Genomic DNA, 16,095 nt, shown 5'->3' on the forward strand with positions numbered 1-16,095 from the left:
TCTCTTTTTTTAGTCACAAAAAAAGGAACAATTAATTGTTCCCATAATATGACTTTAAGAAAGATTCTTTGAATTCTTTAAATGTACCATCTAAAATAGCTTGTCTAGCCTGTTCTGTAAGACGGATGATAAAACGAAGATTATGCATAGAAGCCAGTTCAAAATATTTGGCAGATTCCGTGCGGTCTTGAGATTTCCATAGTCTTCTTAATTCACCAAGTGTAATCTTAGCTTGACATGTCGGACAATCACAACCTTCATCAATGATTTCATCGCTATCTCTATATTTAGATAGATTGATTGGACCATGCATTGTATACAATCTTCCATGTCTTGCCTCTCTTGTAGGAGCTACACAATCAAATGTATCGGCGCCATTCTCAGTTCCAATCAAAATATCATCTGGATGTGATAGACCTAATAAATGTCTTGGCTTATTTTCAGGAAGTTCTTCATTACACCAAGTTAAAATATCACCTAATGTTTCTTTTAAGAAAGCTCCACCTAAGCCATAACCATCAAAATCCATCTGTGCATATTTTTTACATGTAGATCTTCTTAGATCTTCCCAACGACCACCTTGAATGACACCATATAAAGATTGATGATAGCCTAGATCATCACAATGCTTCTTATGTTCATCTAGACTTCTTTTTGCCCAACGCTCCGTTCTTGCCAAAGATTCCACGTTATATTCATACGTATCGGCTAAAGATGTTAATTCATCATAGGCCATATGGATATCGGCTCCAATACGACATTGAATCTGCATACTTTCTTCAGGGCCAATAAAATCTTCTTGTCCTGTAAATGGATCATGGAAGTGTACTCCATCTTCTGTGACATGGGCCAAACGTTTTTCTTCTTCGGTATTCTTCATATTGTCTTCACGTTTCATGCTGACAACTTTGCCACAACCCGAACCTAAAGACATGACCTGAAATCCACCGGAATCCGTTAAGGTTGGACCATTCCATTTTGACCATGCGGATAGCCCTCCATTTTCAGCAATTTCAGGGGAAATATTTCTTAAATGATATCCATTACTCAGCATAGCTTGGGCATTGATACTTTTTAATTCTTCCATAGAAACAAAACGAACTTCACCATGTGTTCCCACACACATAAATGCAGGGGTTTTGATGTCTCCATGAGGTGTATGTATAATTCCGGCTCTTCCTAATTGGCCAGGAATTCTTTTTTCAATTTCAAAATAAAATTTATTGTCATTTTTATATTCCATAAAATCCTCCAACCTATTTATTTTATCATATATTAGCCACGTCTTATATAAAAGATTACACTGACTACACCAATTATACCGGCAACAAATCCAATGGATTGAATATTAAGTAGATTAATAGTTTGTCCACCGATAAAAGATCCTAAACCAATTCCTAAGTTAAAGATACCTGAGAAGATGGACATCGCAATAGCACTTGTGTTTTCATTTGTCGCAAGCATTGTTTCTGATTGACAGGCCACATTAAATGCAGTAGAACTCATTCCCCATATAATACAAATAAAAATAAGTGTAATCATGGTGATTGTGCTTGGTTTTAATAAGAATAAGACAAGGCTTAAACAACACAGTGAAGTTAAGATAAATCTTTTTCGATTTTTATTGTAGAAATTTGAGAATAAGATACTTCCACCAATACCGGCAACACCAAATAGAGATAGAACAAGTGTAATTGTATTGTTTGATAGATTTGCGACTTGCGATAAGAATGGTTCAATATAACTATAGGCTGTATAGTAGGCACTCGCAAATAATAAAGAAATTCCATAGATGGTGATGAGTTGTTTATTCTTTAATAATTGAGGAAGTTCGTTTAAAGAAAAAGCAGCGTTTGAATTTAATTTAGGGAAATAAATGGATTGGAAAAATAAAAGTAGAATACTAATGATACCTACAATTAAGAAGGCGATTCTCCAACCAATTAAAAGACCAATCATTCTTCCAAGTGGTAAACCGGCAATCATCGCAACACTTGTACCTGTAACGATCATGCTCATCGCAAATTCTCGTTTTTCTTCATTGACAAGTCTTACGGCAATGACACTGGCAATCGACCAGAATATGGCGTGGGCACAAGCTACGACAAGTCTTCCTGCTATTAATATAAGGAAGTTCATTGAAATGGCACTGATGACTTGTCCAAGACCAAATAAGAAGAGGGTCGTCAGCAAGATCTTCTTGTAGTTGTATTTAGAAGCTAAAATCATCAGTGGTAAACTTAATAACATAACAGCCCAGGAATAAATGGTAATCATTGTACCTGCTTGTGTTTGCGTAATTGAAAAGGTTTGGGCAATATCGGTAAGTAGGCCGATGGGCATAAATTCAGAAGTGTTAAATATAAATGCGGCTATTGTCATACCTAAAAGTGGCATCCATTGTTTCTTATTCATTAAATCATCCTTTCAAAAACGTTTACTATTTTACCACATGTCATATTGAAAACACTATTTTTTCTTTCTATAATATATATCGGTGATAATTTATGAAAAAAACAATTTGGATTGCGACGAGCAATGCACATAAAGTGGAAGAATTTCAAACAATGTTGAAGGATTGTGAAGTGAAATGTTTAAAGGATTTAGATCATAAAATCCATATTATTGAAGATGGAACAACTTTTGAAGAAAATGCATTGATCAAAGCTCGTACATTATTTAATGAACTACATGAACCTGTGATTAGTGATGATTCAGGTTTAGAAGTGGATGCGATGGATAAAAAGCCGGGTGTTTATTCAGCTCGTTTTTTAGGGGAAGACACAAGCTATGATATTAAGAATCAATATATTATAGATCAAGTACAAGGAAAGACACGTACAGCTCGTTATGTATGCGTAATTGCGTATATTGATGAAGAAGGAAAAGAACATGTGTATCGTGGTGAATGTGAAGGCTTGATTCACGATAAATTGGAAGGGGAAAATGGATTTGGATATGATCCTATCTTCTATTATCCTGAATTTAAGACAACACTTGCCAATGTGAGTGAAGAAAAGAAAAATAGTGTATCTCATAGAGGAATCGCTTTAGAAAAATTTTTGAAAGATTGGAGTAAATAAGTATGTTGCATGTTGTATTGTATGAACCGGAAATTCCACAAAATACAGGAAATATTATTCGAACTTGTATGGCCACAGGTTCTAGGCTACATTTGATTGAACCATTGGGTTTTTCTTTGGATGAAAAACATTTGCGTCGTTCAGGAATGGATTATATTAAAGATGCCGATATTCATATTCACAAGGATTGGGATGCGTTTGTAGCTGAAAATCCAAGTGAACATTATTATTTTATGACTCGTTATGGAAAAAAGGCTCCAAGTGAGTTTGATTTCACAAAAGAAGAGGGCGATATTTATTTAGTACTTGGAAAAGAAAGTACGGGTGTAGATAAAAAGATCCTTCAAGGACACTTAGATACTTGTATGCGTCTTCCTATGGTCGCAAACGCAAGAAGCTTGAACTTGTCCAATTGTGCTGCCATTATTGTGTATGAAGTGTTACGTCAACTTGATTATCCTGGACTTAGTACACATGAAGAGCTTAAGGGAGAGGATTGGCTTGAAAATCTTAAGGTCGATTGATCAATGTATAGATTCGTTTGAAAAGCGAATCTTTCTTTTTATATTTTTTCTTTGTCTATATTGGCTATGGCAGAATGTATGGCAGCTCATTTTGTTTGGCAAATTATTTTTTTTGTATGATTATGAAAGTTTGTTTAGTATACAGGCAAAACTTAGTACATATCAATCGAGTGTATTTATTCGTATTATATATTATGTGATTTCAAATCCATCATTGAATGTATTTAAACTCATTTGTTGTATAAAACTAATAGACATATTGGGTGTTGCAGGCATTGTTTTATTGATAAAAAAGTTTCGATTTGTGGTTGTTTTTAATGGAATTAAGTATGTTTGGGGCTTGTTTTGGATCGTAAAAGCATTGCATTCAAAAAGTGTGTATTTGGTAATTTCTTGTTTAAAATGGCTATCTTTAGGCACTTTTATATGTTTGATGATGACTTCTATCGTTTTACTGTATACGCTTTCAATAATGATCTTGGATTTTGATAAATTTGTTCATGATTTATAAACATCTTTATACATTTACTAAATTATGTACAATTTTTTATAAAATCACACAATTTACCACAATTTAGAATTAAGTGCTTTATATAAAGCTTATTAAGGAAAAATTAAGAAATAAATTACTAAAAAGTGCAAATGATTTTTAAGCGAAAATTTGCAACAAAAAAGAATCCTTGTTAAACTTCAGGTGTTGTAACGAAGAGGTGATATGATGAATTTTATCGAAAAACATAGTAAAATTTTAGCCGTAAGCCTATGTCTATTGACTTCTGGTCCAATTGTTTCGACAATGTATGCCAAAGAAGTTCAACCAGGATGGCATGGTGAAGGCGCAGATCGTTATTATATTTTAGAATCAAATCGTCAAACAGCTACTGGTTTAACAAAAGTCGATAATGAACTTTACTATTTCAATAGTAAGGGTGAAATGCAGTTTGGTTGGCAAAATGTTTCTGATGAAACTTATTATTTCCAAGCAGATGGAACTGCAGCAACAGGTACTGTTACAATTCATGGCAGTGAATACAATTTCCAAAAAGAAGGTATTCTTCTTCATGGTTGGAGTGAAGATGGTAAGTCATTCTACGATGAAAAAGGAAACAAGACTTCAACAAACTGGATTGAAGACAATGGCGCAAAATATTATTTTGACGACAAAGGAAATTGCGTAACTGGTTGGCAAAAAATCGATGGCCAGGACTATTATTTTGGTGAAGATGGAAAGATGGCTACAGGTCAATTTGATGTAGACGGAAAAACATATTTCACTGGGGAAGATGGAATCTTCCGTACTGGTTGGCAAGTAATCAACGGTCAGGATTATTATTATGCAGAAAATGGTGAAGTCACTAAGAATCAATTCTTAGATATTGATGGAGCTAAATACGCATTCGATGAAAATGGTAATTTAATTAAGAATACCGAAAAAGATGGATATAAGATCGATGAAAATGGTGTTGCGACTGAAATAACTCCTTCTCAGGATTCTTCAACTCAAGACACTACAAGTACACCGGCTCAAAGTACTACAACTAACACAAACACGAGCACAAGTACAAGTACAAATACTATACAAGCACCAACACAAAGCACAACAGGTGGTTCTACAAACAATAGTTACAACAATAACTATGCACCATCGACTCCAAGTGTAAGTTCTTCAGCTATTGCTGCTGCAGCTTTAAATCAAGTGGGTGCGAGTCAAGATTGTACAATGTTAGTCACAAATGCTTTAGCCGCTGTAGGAATTAATTTCCACGGTTCTCCTGAACAATATTTAAGTTTAGGACGCATTACATCAAGTCCAGTTGCAGGTGACATTATTGTTTATTCAGGTCACGTTGCGATTTATATTGGAAATGGAATGGCTGTTCATGGTGGATGGTTAGGTAACCAAACTGTAAAGGCATCTGTTTCATGTGGTAATGCATTGATCGCATATGTTCATGTAGGTTAGAATTCAATTCTAACCTTTTTTTTATATTTGTGGTAAAATCAATAATATATTTTCAAGGAGGTCTTGTATGAACTATATTCAAACGCAAAAATTTAGCGATGTCTATGTTTCTTGTAAAACCATGATGCCATTTCAACGAAATACAATTACAGCACTCAATGTACTTGTATATATGATGAAGGCAAAAACAGAAAAGATGGATTCCAAACAAAAACTAGCTTCGACTTTAAATCTAGCTTATGGAACGAAAATATCTTATGGATTAACTTCTTATGGAGATATGATTCAAGTGGATGTGCGTTTTCAATTTGTTCGTCCAGACTGGATTGAAGATGAGAATTATTTAGATAAAATCAAAGATATTATGGATCAAGCTTTATTTCATTCGGTATTGGATGAAGAAAACTTCAAAGAGTCTGTATATTTATTGAAAAATAGATTATTAGCACAAATGGATGATCCAGCTAACTTATCTTGTATGTATGCCTTTGAAATGGCTCATGACAAGCATTCCATTTCAATTCCTGTACAGGGTAGTTTAAAAGATTTAGAAACACTTACATTAAAAGATGTCAAACAAGTGTATACACTCTATATGGATATGGCGAAGCATTTCTATATTTGTGGATATGTAGATCAAGAATTATATGACTTTATTGATTCTTTGGATTCGCATTGTCCTTTTATTTCCGAAAGAACATTGCTTCCAAAAGTGGAAACGAGTTATAAGACATTTGAAAAGGATATTTCTCAAACTTGTATTTCGCAAGTATATTCGACTGGTGTGGATATTTCAAGTGCAGACTATGAGGCAGAATTGATTTTATGTAGTATTCTAGGACAAAGTCAAAAGAATTTGATGTTTGATGAGATTCGTGAAAAGAATAGTCTTTGTTATTCGATAAGCTCATCGATTATTCGTTTTGATGGGGCGCTACTTGTTCATACGGGTGTAAATCGTAAAGATGTTACTAAAGTATTGAATTTAATAGAAACACAAATTGATCGATTATTGAATATGGATTATGACGATGCCTATTTAGAAATTGCGAAAATGGGATTTAAAGATCGCCTTGTTGGAGGATTGGATCAACCACTCTCTTTAATTGCCCAAGCTTTTTTAGATGATTTGTTGCACCGTCAGCTTACAACGGAACAAAGAATTGAAAGAATTATGAAGGTGACAAAGGAAGATATTTCGCGTGTTGCCTTACAAATGAATTTGGCATCAGTAGCCATTGTTGCGGAGAACGAAAATGAATTATAATTTGGATTTAACGAAAGAAACTTTACCGAATGGCTTACAAGTTTTACTTGTGCATAAGCCAGATTATCAAAGATCACTCTTTCTTTTGGGGGCAATAGTTGGTGGTTTTGACATCAATCAAAATGTGGATGGAACACTTGTTCATCATAAGAGTGGTTTGGCTCATTATTTAGAGCATCAAATGTTTTATTTGGATGGAGAAGATGTCAGTGAATTGTTTGCGGGTTTGCAGTGTTCGACAAATGCTTATACTTCATATACGGAAACGGCATTCTATTTTTCAACGACAGCGGATGTGAAACAACCATTAAAGTTGTTGTTTGATTTTGTCGAGAATCTAGATGTGACAGACAAAACGATTGAAAAAGAAAAGGGTATTATTCTAAGTGAATATGATATGTATCAACAATCGCCTGAACAGCGTCTATATAAAGAGACTTTAATCTCTTTATATAAGAATCATCCGATGAAAGTAGATGTATTAGGATCTAAGGAAGATATTCAGAATATGGGTATGGAAGATCTTAAACAATTTTATGAATTGAATTATGATCCAAGTAAATTGTGCCTTGTAGGTATCACTGGAAAAGATACAAATGAAATTATGGATTGGATCAAAGAATGTCAAAAGGGTGTTAAGAGTAAGTGTGATAAAGAGATTTCACGTGTTTTTAAAGAGGAACCGATTGAAGTCAACCGTAAAGAATTTGTGGATACCATGGATATTTCTCAGCCTTTTGTGTGTGTTGGATTTAAAATGAAGCCTTGTTCAAATGTTATTGAGAGTATTGAAAAGGATTTTGCGGTAAATATGTGGCTAGATTCTTTAATGGGGCCTTTGAATCCTAACTTTCAAGAATGGCTGGATCAAAGAATCTTTACGCAATTTGTAGGAGCAGAAGCTGATTTTACGACAGATCATAGTTATGTTTTATTTTATGCACAAACGACGAATCCAGAGGCTTTTATAGAGCTTGTAAAAGAGCAGGTGAAGAAGAAAACAATATCGAATGAAGATTATCAATCTTTGCGTGCGCAGGCGGTAGCGAATAATTTAAGAGGCTTAAATCATTTTGATGGTTTGGCTAATGATTTATTAAGAAGTCATTTTGAAAATTTTGATTATATGGATAGTTTAGAGCGCATTCAAAAGATGTCTTTAGAAAAGGTTCTTTCTTATTTAGAGGATTTAGACTTCTCAAATGTATGTGTGACAAAAATTCTTCCGAATGACTCTATCTGATCTAATTTGCGTTATTTTTGTCAAATTAGAGGCTGAAAACAATAGAAATATGTACAAAATAGCGACCTATAGACGAAATAGGTCGTTTGTTTTATATAAGGGATGTTTGTACAATACATTTGAAGAAGGATGGTGATGAAAATGGTGGTCAGAATTGAAGGAGGATAATCAATTATGAATGCGTTTAGTATCGTGGGGAAAATTACGGAAATGCCTGTTTTAAAGGAAACAACAAATGGTTTGAAGACTTGTGAGCTTCCTGTTAGGGTGCAGCGTAACTTTCCAAATTCGGATGGAGTTTATGAAAATGATGATATGGTCATTGAAGTATGGCGAGGGCTAGCAGAAACGGTAAGTGCTTCGTGTAAAATTGGTGATTATGTAGGAATCAATGGTCGTATTCATTCGCGTAAATACCAAAAGGATGAAAAGGTATACTTAAACTATGGCTTTGTAGCTGAAAAAATTGATTTTTTACGTTAGTAAAATAAAGAGAAATACACAAAATAAGAAAACACATCCACAAAAAAAGAAGCGAATCAAATCGCTTCTTTCTTTTATCATGTCTAAGATTAACGGTTGTAGAATTCTACTACTAACAATTCGTTGATTTCTTGAGCTGTGAATAGTTCTTTACGTTCTGGGTAACGAACATAAGTACCTTTCTTAGCATCTTTGTTTACTTCTACGAAATCAACAGTTGCTGTTGCAGCTTCTAAAGCTTCGTTAATTACGCTTAAGTTTTTAGCGCGTTCACGGATTTCGATAACTTGTCCTGGTTTTACTTGGAAACTAGGGATATCTACTTTCTTACCATCTACTAATACGTGTCCGTGGTTTACTAACTGACGGCTAGCACGACGAGTACGTGCAAATCCCATACGATAAACGATGTTATCTAAACGAGATTCTAACATTACTAAGAAGTTTTCACCAGCTGAACCAGCTTTTTTACTTGCTTTTAAGTAAGTGTTGTAGAATTGTTTTTCACTTAATTGGTAAGTGTGACGAATTCTTTGTTTTTCTTGTAATTGGATACCGTAGTTTGTTAATTTTGGACGACGAGGTGAACCGTGTTGTCCTGGAATAGTATCACGACGAGTTAATTCTTCACCAGTTTCTAAAACTGAGAAACCAAGACGACGAGACTTTTTCCAAATGCTTCCTGTGTTTCTTGACATAATTTTTCCTCCTATTGTTTTATATCATTCATAAAACAATAACAGTACAAATCTTTAAAGGCTGTGTTAACAATGATACTTTCCGCTATCAGCTATTAGCTTACTCATATCGCTTAGTGCTGTAACGCATATCCTTTAACTTTGTATGCTGCTATCAATTTATGCTTATGTATCATATCAAAGAACATTAATAAAATCAAGAAAATGATGCAATGATTTTGAAGTTTTGCTATAATAAGAATGGTTTGCAAGGAGGTACCACTATGGATAGTGTTTTGAATTTCTTTCGATCAGTATACGCATTCATAAAAAATCAACTTTCTGTGACTGTAATCATCTATCTTTGCATAGCGATTTTAGTCTTGATCTTGGTTTGGATCATTATGCGTATGATCAAACGCAAAAAGGCGTCGAAACGACTTTCAGATCTTGAAATTGAAATGAATGAAATTCGTAACAATTCCTTGGCCTATAAGTTCAACAAAGCATCAGCTTTCGCAAGAGTGAATGATGATATCATGGATAAAGTTAAAAAATTAACTCCAAAATATGATACTTGTCAAAATAACTTGAGTGCATGTGATGATTTGTTCAATGAAGCAGATGATTATGTTTCTAGACATCGTTTACGCAAGTCTATGCGTGCAATGGATGATTTAGAAACAATGATGGATGAAACAAAAGAAAGAATTCGTATTGTTACGCAATCTTTGGATCACATCTTAGCTCGTGAAACAGAAGTTCGTGAATCGGCAAATGCTTTAAAGGAGCGTTTCCGTAATGTGAAAACTGTTTATCAAGATAATCGTTCTTCATTCTATGGATCTGTGAATTATGTAGATTCATGTTTAGAGGAAATCGAAAATGAATTCTCTAATTTTGAAGAATGGATGTTTGCTTCTGAATTTAATAAGGCGAAGGAAGAACAAGAAAAAATCTCAAAAATGGTGGATGAGATCAGCTCTAAAATTGCAGCCTTCCCTGGACTCTATGAAAAGGCCAAAAATGTATTGCCTCGTGCAATCAACGAAGTTCGTTTGCACATCAAGGAATTACAAGAAAAAGATATCGACTTATCTTATTTAGAACCAGAAGAAAAATTAACAACCATTCAAAATGCATTGGCAAGTACAATTGATCAATTGGATGCTGGTGAATTTGAATTGGCACAAGAAAACTTGGAAATCATTGGAGATCACATCTTAGCTTTACAGGACGATGTGACAAATGAAAAACAGGCATATGAAGAAATTCATGTGAGTCTTCAATCAAATTTAGATATTGTTAATGTCATTGGTCAGGAACTTGAGGAAATCATGGCACTTTATGCCAACATCAAAGACCGTTTTGGTTTAGAGGATTGGACACACCGTTTCTCTTTGGCAAAAATCCAAATGGAAGATTTAGAAAAGCGTCGTGATGAAATTCAAAATGAATTGAAACAAAATCAACGTCCAAGCGTAGATGTAGTTCATGGTTATCGTAAATTTTCAGAAGATGTTAATGAATTCCACGATCAAGTCAAGGATATGAAAGAAATGCTAGTGGGAGCAAGTAGTGATGAATCACGTGCTAAAAAACAATTGACTAAGTTACAATTGATTTTAAATGAAGTGCGTCTAAATACAGTAACACGTCATTTACCTAGTATTTCATCTCAATTTTCTGCAGATTTAAAAGAAGGCGAACGCTTGATTCAACGTGTTCGTGTCGTGTTGGATCACTCACCATTAGATGTACAAACATTAAATGCAGATTTGCAGGATGCCATCGACTTTGTATATAAGTTATACAATAACGCAAACAATTTAGTCGGTGTTGCCGTTATGGTAGAAAATGCGATTGTGTTTGGTAACCGTTTCCGTAGTACGCATGCACAAATGGATTCGGATTTAACTCGTGCAGAGTTATGCTTCCAAAATGGAGAATATACTCGTGCACTTAAGATTGCGATTCAGGCAATCGAAAACATGCACCCAGGAATTTATGAGAAATTAGTTGCTCAAAAAGATCCTGCTGTTATGAATCAGGTGCAGTAATGATTTATTTTGATAATGCTTCGACAACCTCTGTGCGTACAGAGGTTCGTCGTGTTTATGGGCAAATGTTAGAAACTTGCTATGGCAATCCAGATAGTTTGCATGCGGCTGGACGTCAGGCAAGTACGCTCATGGAAAAGAGTCGATCAAACATCGCTTCTATGCTTCATGTAGATCCAAGTGAAATCATTTTTACTTCAGCAGCTAGTGAATCCAATACATTGGCTATTGTTGGATACGCCTTGGCAAATGAACATAGAGGTCATCATGTACTAACAAGTAATGTTGAACATTCAAGTGTTCGTCATGCGATGGAATTTTTAAAGCGTTTTGGCTTTGAAGTAGAATTCCTTCCAATTAATGAAGAAGGTATTGTAACACCGGAATGTTTAAAAGCGCATATGCGTAAAGATACAATTTTAGTTTCTGTTATGCATGTGAATAATGAAATGGGAGCTATCAATCCTATTTTAGAATTGGAGAAAATTGTACATCAAAATCCAATTTGTGTTTATCATGTGGATTGTGTACAAAGCTTTTCGAAAATTGATATTCCTTTCGATAAATTAGATATGGCAACCATTTCGGCACATAAGATCCATGGACTAAAGGGAAGTGCCATTTTAATGAAGAAAAAGAAGATTCAGCTTGTACCAATTATTCAAGGTGGGCAACAAGAACAAGGTCTTCGTGGAGGAACAGAGAATGCACCGGCCAATATTGTTTTGGCAAAAACGATTCGTTTGGCTTTAGAAGAACAATCTAGTGCGTATGCTCATGTTTCAAAAATCAATCAATATTTGCGTGAAGAATTGTCTAAAATCGATGGTGCACACATTCATTCACCTTTGAGTGCGATTCCATATATTCTAAATATTTCATTTGATCAAATCACAAGTGAAGTTTTATTGAATGCTTTGGATCAGAAGGGAATTTGTGTATCCGCAAAGAGTACTTGTTCTTCACAAAATACCAATGCTTCTGAAGTTTTATTGGCTATGCACAAATCGGAATTTGATGCGACACATGGAATTCGCTTATCTTTTTCTTATGAGAATACTTTGGAAGAGGCAAAATATTTTATAGAAACATGTAAGGAGATTATAGAGAATTATGGCTTATCGTTATAATCATATCTTGATTCGTTATGGCGAATTGAGTTTAAAAGGAAAAAACCGTAACAACTTTATTAAGGCGCTTTATGATAATGTTCGTAAGGCTTTAAAAGCATTTCCAACATTAGAGTTTGAAAAACAACATGATCGTATGTATATTTACCTTCATGATGAAGATTCTAAGCAGGTTAGTGACATTTTAGCGAAAGTATTTGGAATTTCATCTTTCTCATTGGCTATTAAAGTGGAACCAGATTTAGATCAAATCATTGATGCTTGTTATGAATCTTTAGATTTAACAACGCCAAAAACATTTAAGGTAGCTGCACGTCGTAGCGATAAATTATTCCCTTATATTTCGGATGAAATTAATCGTAAGGTAGCCACTAAAATTTTAAAGAACAGTGACTGGAAAGTAGATGTGCATAATCCGGATGTTAAAATTGTTGTTGAAGTTCACCAAGATGCAGCCTATATTATGACAGATCGTATTCAAGGGGCTGGTGGATATCCAGTTGGTGTTGGTGGAAAGGCCATGGTTTTATTGAGTGGCGGAATTGATTCTCCAGTTGCCTGCTACTTAATGATGAAGCGTGGTGTACATATTGAATGTATTCACTATGCATCTCCTCCATATACTTCACAAAATGCACAAGAAAAAGTTATGGAACTGGCAAGACTTGTATCTGGTTATCAAGGTGATGTTTTAGTTCATGTTGTTCCATTTACAGATCTTCAATTGGCAATCTATCAAAATGCGGATGAAAGTTATGCAATCACATTGATGCGTCGTATGATGATGCGTATTGCAACAGGTCTAGCTCAAAAAAGACATGCGCAAGCAATCGCTACTGGTGAGTCAATTGGTCAGGTCGCAAGTCAAACATTAGAAAGTATGCTTGCAATCAATGATGTCACAAACATGCCAATTATTCGTCCAGTTGTTTGTATGGATAAAGTTGAGATTATTAATCTATCTAAAAAGATTGGAACCTATGAAACAAGTATTCTTCCTTATGAAGATTGTTGTACGATCTTTACACCTAAAAATCCAGTCACAAAACCTCGTGTTGATAAATGCGAAAAATATGAGGGAAAATGGGATTTTGACAAGATGGTACAAGATTGTATAGATAATACAGAAGATATTTGGGTACATCCAGTTAAGGTTGAAGAAGATTTATTCTAAGAGAAGTGAAAATTAAGCACTTCTCTTTTTCTTTTATGTTATAATCTTTCTATGTTGATATGTCCGGTGTGTAAAGAGAAACTAATAAAAGAAAATAAAACATTTCGATGTGAAAATAATCATTCTTTTGATTGTGCTAAACAAGGCTATGTGAACTTATCTCGCAAACAAACAAAGAATCATGGGGATAATGCTTTAATGGTGAAAGCGCGTACGGATTTTTTGGAAAACGATTATTATGATTTTATGCGTCAATATGTAAAGGAAAAGGCGAAGGGAAATGTCTATTTAGATGCTGGTTGTGGTCAGGGCTATTACACCAAAGAGATAGGTGCAAACTTTGATCAAAGCTATGGAATCGATTTGAGTAAAGAAGCGATTCTTCATGCTTCTAAACAAGATAAACATACACAATATATTGTGGGTAGTTTATTTGATATGCCTTTTTCAAATGAAAGTATAGATTGTGTTACAAGTATTTTTGTGCCTTTAGGCCAAGATGAAATCTATCGCATTCTCAAAGAAAATGGATATTGGATCGTAGTGGGTCCGGGGCCTAAGCATTGTTTTGAATTAAAAGAAGTGTTGTATGACACACCCTACGAGAATGAAATGCCTGAAATACAAGAACAATATGAGTTGGTGAGTCAAGAAATCATTCGAGAAACGAAAATGGTTGATGATGTATGGGCATTATTGGAAATGACACCATATCGATATAAAACGAGTCAAGCTGGTCTTGATCGTGTAAAAGAATTAGAAAGGTTAGAGGTTACGTTTGAATTTGTCGTAACTGTGTACAAAAAAATATGAAAACTACAATAAAAAAATGGGGAATCAACGGTGAAGGAATTGCGTTTCATGAAGGCAAGCCAGTATTTATTGAAAATGCCATTCCAGAAGAAGTCATCGAATTTGATATTAAAAGTGATGAAGATACATACTTGATTGGTGAAATGACTCGTTTAGTTGAACAGAGTTCAAAGCGTCGTTATCCTTTATGTCCAATTTGGAAAGAGTGCGGTGGATGTGCCTTGATGCATGTGAAGTATCCGGCTCAATGTAAGATGAAAGAGGGAAATCTAAAAGAGACTCTAATTAAATATGCGGATTATAATGGTCGCATCTTGCCGATTCTAAAAAATCCAGAACCATTGTCTTATCGTAATAGTTGTAAGCTTCCTTTTGGTGAAGAATATGGTGAGTTATATACAGGAATGTATGAGCGTGACACAAATCATTTCCAAAAGATGGAAAGGTGTTATGTGCATTCAAAACTTTTAGAACAGACTCGTCAACAAGTATTAAAAATTATGAATGAACATCATTTAAAGATGTATGATGATAAAAAGAAAACAGGTTATCGTACGTTAGTTATGAAGGAATTTGATTCTAAGATTCAAATCATTTTCGTGACGGGAAAAGAAGATTTAAGTGAAGAATTTATTCATGATGTAACTCAATTAGAGGGTGTTGTATCCATTTGGCAAAGTGTAAAAACAGAAACAAAGCGCGAAGTGTTTGGTGATATGCGTTTTATTTGGGGAGAAGAAAAGATACATCTTCAATTAGAAGATATTCAATTTTCTTTACTTCCTAGATCATTCTTCCAGTTAAACACGAAACAATCCGTGAATCTTTATAATGTGGTTAAAGATTGGATGCCAAAATCAAAGACAACTGTTGAAGCGTATAGTGGAATTGGTGCCATCAGTTTATTCGTGAAAGATAAAGCGGATGAAATTATTGGTGTTGAATCCATTCAGGATGCAGTGGACAATGCCAATGAGAATGCGATGTTAAATCATGCCGATAACGTATCTTTTATTTGTGAAGATGCAGGTAGTGCGTTAGCACATTTAGTTCAAGAAAAAGATGTGGATACATTGATTGTGGATCCTCCTCGCTCTGGTTTGGATGATACAATGAAGGAAACCATTTTAAAATCAAAGATCAAAACGATGATTTATGTTTCTTGTAATCCAGCTACTTTGGCAAAAGACTTGGGTGTATTAAAGAAAGAGTATCGTATTGTTAAGATTCAACCAGTCGATATGTTTAGTCAAACTCCTCATGTAGAAAGTGTTACGCTACTTGTTCGTAATGATGACTATAAACCAAGACGCCGTTTTGATGATAAAAAAGATCGTGACTACAAACCAAGAAGAAGAGATGGTGACTACAAACCAAGACGCAGATTCGATGATGACAAACCAAGACGTTGCTTTGATGATCGAAAAGACGGCGAGTACAAACCTAGACGAAGATTTGATGATGATAAACTAAGAAGAAGAGATGGAGACTTCAAACCAAGACGTCGCTTTGATGATCGAAAAGATGGTGACTTCAAACCTAGACGTAGATTTGACGATGATCGTAAACCAAAACGTTTTTCAGACGACAAACCCAATCGTAGATACGGAAAATAAAGAATTGAGGATTTCAGATTGAAACTGAAGTCCTTTTTTTATTGGATTTTGTTAAGTACACC

Annotated in this window: 15 protein-coding genes; 12 read left to right on the forward strand and 3 right to left on the reverse strand. The window is 34.6% G+C overall.

Going from position 1 to position 16,095, the window contains the following annotated elements; translation table 11 throughout:
* Positions 1–31: 31 nt before the first annotated feature.
* Together tgt and Q0E86_RS05970 are read right to left on the reverse strand one after the other, a co-directional pair.
* Positions 32–1,243, reverse strand: coding sequence for a tRNA guanosine(34) transglycosylase Tgt (tgt, locus tag Q0E86_RS05965; RefSeq protein WP_295755310.1), 1,212 nt, complete (start codon positions 1,241–1,243; stop codon positions 32–34).
* Positions 1,244–1,275: 32 nt separating this feature from the next.
* The gene (locus Q0E86_RS05970) at positions 1,276–2,415 is read right to left on the reverse strand and encodes an MFS transporter (protein ID WP_295755312.1); all 1,140 of its coding nucleotides are present in this window, start codon (positions 2,413–2,415) and stop codon (positions 1,276–1,278) included.
* A gap of 92 nt (positions 2,416–2,507) precedes the next feature.
* On the opposite strand from Q0E86_RS05970, the gene rdgB reads away from it, so the two are divergent.
* The 7 genes from rdgB (at position 2,508) to Q0E86_RS06005 (ending at position 8,563) form a co-directional block, all read left to right on the forward strand.
* Positions 2,508–3,083, forward strand: a complete 576-nt coding sequence (rdgB, locus tag Q0E86_RS05975) for an RdgB/HAM1 family non-canonical purine NTP pyrophosphatase (protein ID WP_288535881.1) — start codon at positions 2,508–2,510, stop codon at positions 3,081–3,083.
* A gap of 2 nt (positions 3,084–3,085) precedes the next feature.
* Positions 3,086–3,607: a tRNA (cytidine(34)-2'-O)-methyltransferase gene (locus tag Q0E86_RS05980; RefSeq protein WP_288535878.1), complete on the forward strand. Its 522-nt coding sequence runs from the start codon at positions 3,086–3,088 to the stop codon at positions 3,605–3,607.
* Positions 3,608–3,737: 130 nt separating this feature from the next.
* Positions 3,738–4,118 carry a hypothetical protein gene (locus Q0E86_RS05985; protein ID WP_295755314.1) on the forward strand — a complete coding sequence of 127 codons (381 nt, stop codon included), beginning with the start codon at positions 3,738–3,740 and terminating at the stop codon, positions 4,116–4,118.
* 207 nt (positions 4,119–4,325) lie between these two features.
* Positions 4,326–5,570, forward strand: coding sequence for an NlpC/P60 family protein (locus tag Q0E86_RS05990; RefSeq protein ID WP_295755316.1), 1,245 nt, complete (start codon positions 4,326–4,328; stop codon positions 5,568–5,570).
* Positions 5,571–5,637: 67 nt separating this feature from the next.
* A complete protein-coding gene (locus Q0E86_RS05995) occupies positions 5,638–6,837 on the forward strand; it encodes a pitrilysin family protein (protein ID WP_295755318.1) in 1,200 nt (399 codons plus the stop codon).
* The gene (locus tag Q0E86_RS06000; protein WP_295755320.1) at positions 6,827–8,080 is read left to right on the forward strand and encodes an EF-P 5-aminopentanol modification-associated protein YfmH; all 1,254 of its coding nucleotides are present in this window, start codon (positions 6,827–6,829) and stop codon (positions 8,078–8,080) included. The genes Q0E86_RS05995 and Q0E86_RS06000 overlap by 11 nt, the downstream gene beginning before the upstream one ends.
* A 174-nt stretch (positions 8,081–8,254) precedes the next feature.
* Positions 8,255–8,563 carry a single-stranded DNA-binding protein gene (locus tag Q0E86_RS06005; RefSeq protein ID WP_003864354.1) on the forward strand — a complete coding sequence of 103 codons (309 nt, stop codon included), beginning with the start codon at positions 8,255–8,257 and terminating at the stop codon, positions 8,561–8,563.
* 89 nt (positions 8,564–8,652) lie between these two features.
* Here the strand turns inward: Q0E86_RS06005 and rpsD are convergent, their stop codons facing one another.
* Positions 8,653–9,261 carry a 30S ribosomal protein S4 gene (gene rpsD, locus Q0E86_RS06010; protein WP_003864353.1) on the reverse strand — a complete coding sequence of 203 codons (609 nt, stop codon included), beginning with the start codon at positions 9,259–9,261 and terminating at the stop codon, positions 8,653–8,655.
* Between the two features lie 263 nt (positions 9,262–9,524).
* On the opposite strand from rpsD, the gene Q0E86_RS06015 reads away from it, so the two are divergent.
* The 5 genes from Q0E86_RS06015 to rlmD are packed head-to-tail and all read left to right on the forward strand — an operon-like array spanning position 9,525 to position 16,033.
* The gene (locus Q0E86_RS06015; protein ID WP_040466092.1) at positions 9,525–11,300 is read left to right on the forward strand and encodes a septation ring formation regulator EzrA; all 1,776 of its coding nucleotides are present in this window, start codon (positions 9,525–9,527) and stop codon (positions 11,298–11,300) included.
* Positions 11,300–12,430 carry a cysteine desulfurase family protein gene (locus Q0E86_RS06020; RefSeq protein WP_295755324.1) on the forward strand — a complete coding sequence of 377 codons (1,131 nt, stop codon included), beginning with the start codon at positions 11,300–11,302 and terminating at the stop codon, positions 12,428–12,430. Before Q0E86_RS06015 ends, Q0E86_RS06020 begins: the two co-directional genes overlap by 1 nt.
* On the forward strand, positions 12,414–13,604 hold the full coding sequence (gene thiI / locus Q0E86_RS06025) for a tRNA uracil 4-sulfurtransferase ThiI (RefSeq protein ID WP_118320011.1): 1,191 nt from the start codon (positions 12,414–12,416) through the stop codon (positions 13,602–13,604). Before Q0E86_RS06020 ends, thiI begins: the two co-directional genes overlap by 17 nt.
* Positions 13,605–13,655: 51 nt before the next feature.
* Positions 13,656–14,417 carry a putative RNA methyltransferase gene (locus Q0E86_RS06030; protein ID WP_295755327.1) on the forward strand — a complete coding sequence of 254 codons (762 nt, stop codon included), beginning with the start codon at positions 13,656–13,658 and terminating at the stop codon, positions 14,415–14,417.
* Positions 14,414–16,033 carry a 23S rRNA (uracil(1939)-C(5))-methyltransferase RlmD gene (gene rlmD, locus Q0E86_RS06035; protein WP_295755329.1) on the forward strand — a complete coding sequence of 540 codons (1,620 nt, stop codon included), beginning with the start codon at positions 14,414–14,416 and terminating at the stop codon, positions 16,031–16,033. Before Q0E86_RS06030 ends, rlmD begins: the two co-directional genes overlap by 4 nt.
* Positions 16,034–16,095: the final 62 nt, after the last annotated feature.

It is taken from the genome of uncultured Holdemanella sp., assembly GCF_934754935.1.
Taxonomy (GTDB): domain Bacteria; phylum Bacillota_I; class Bacilli_A; order Erysipelotrichales; family Erysipelotrichaceae; genus Holdemanella.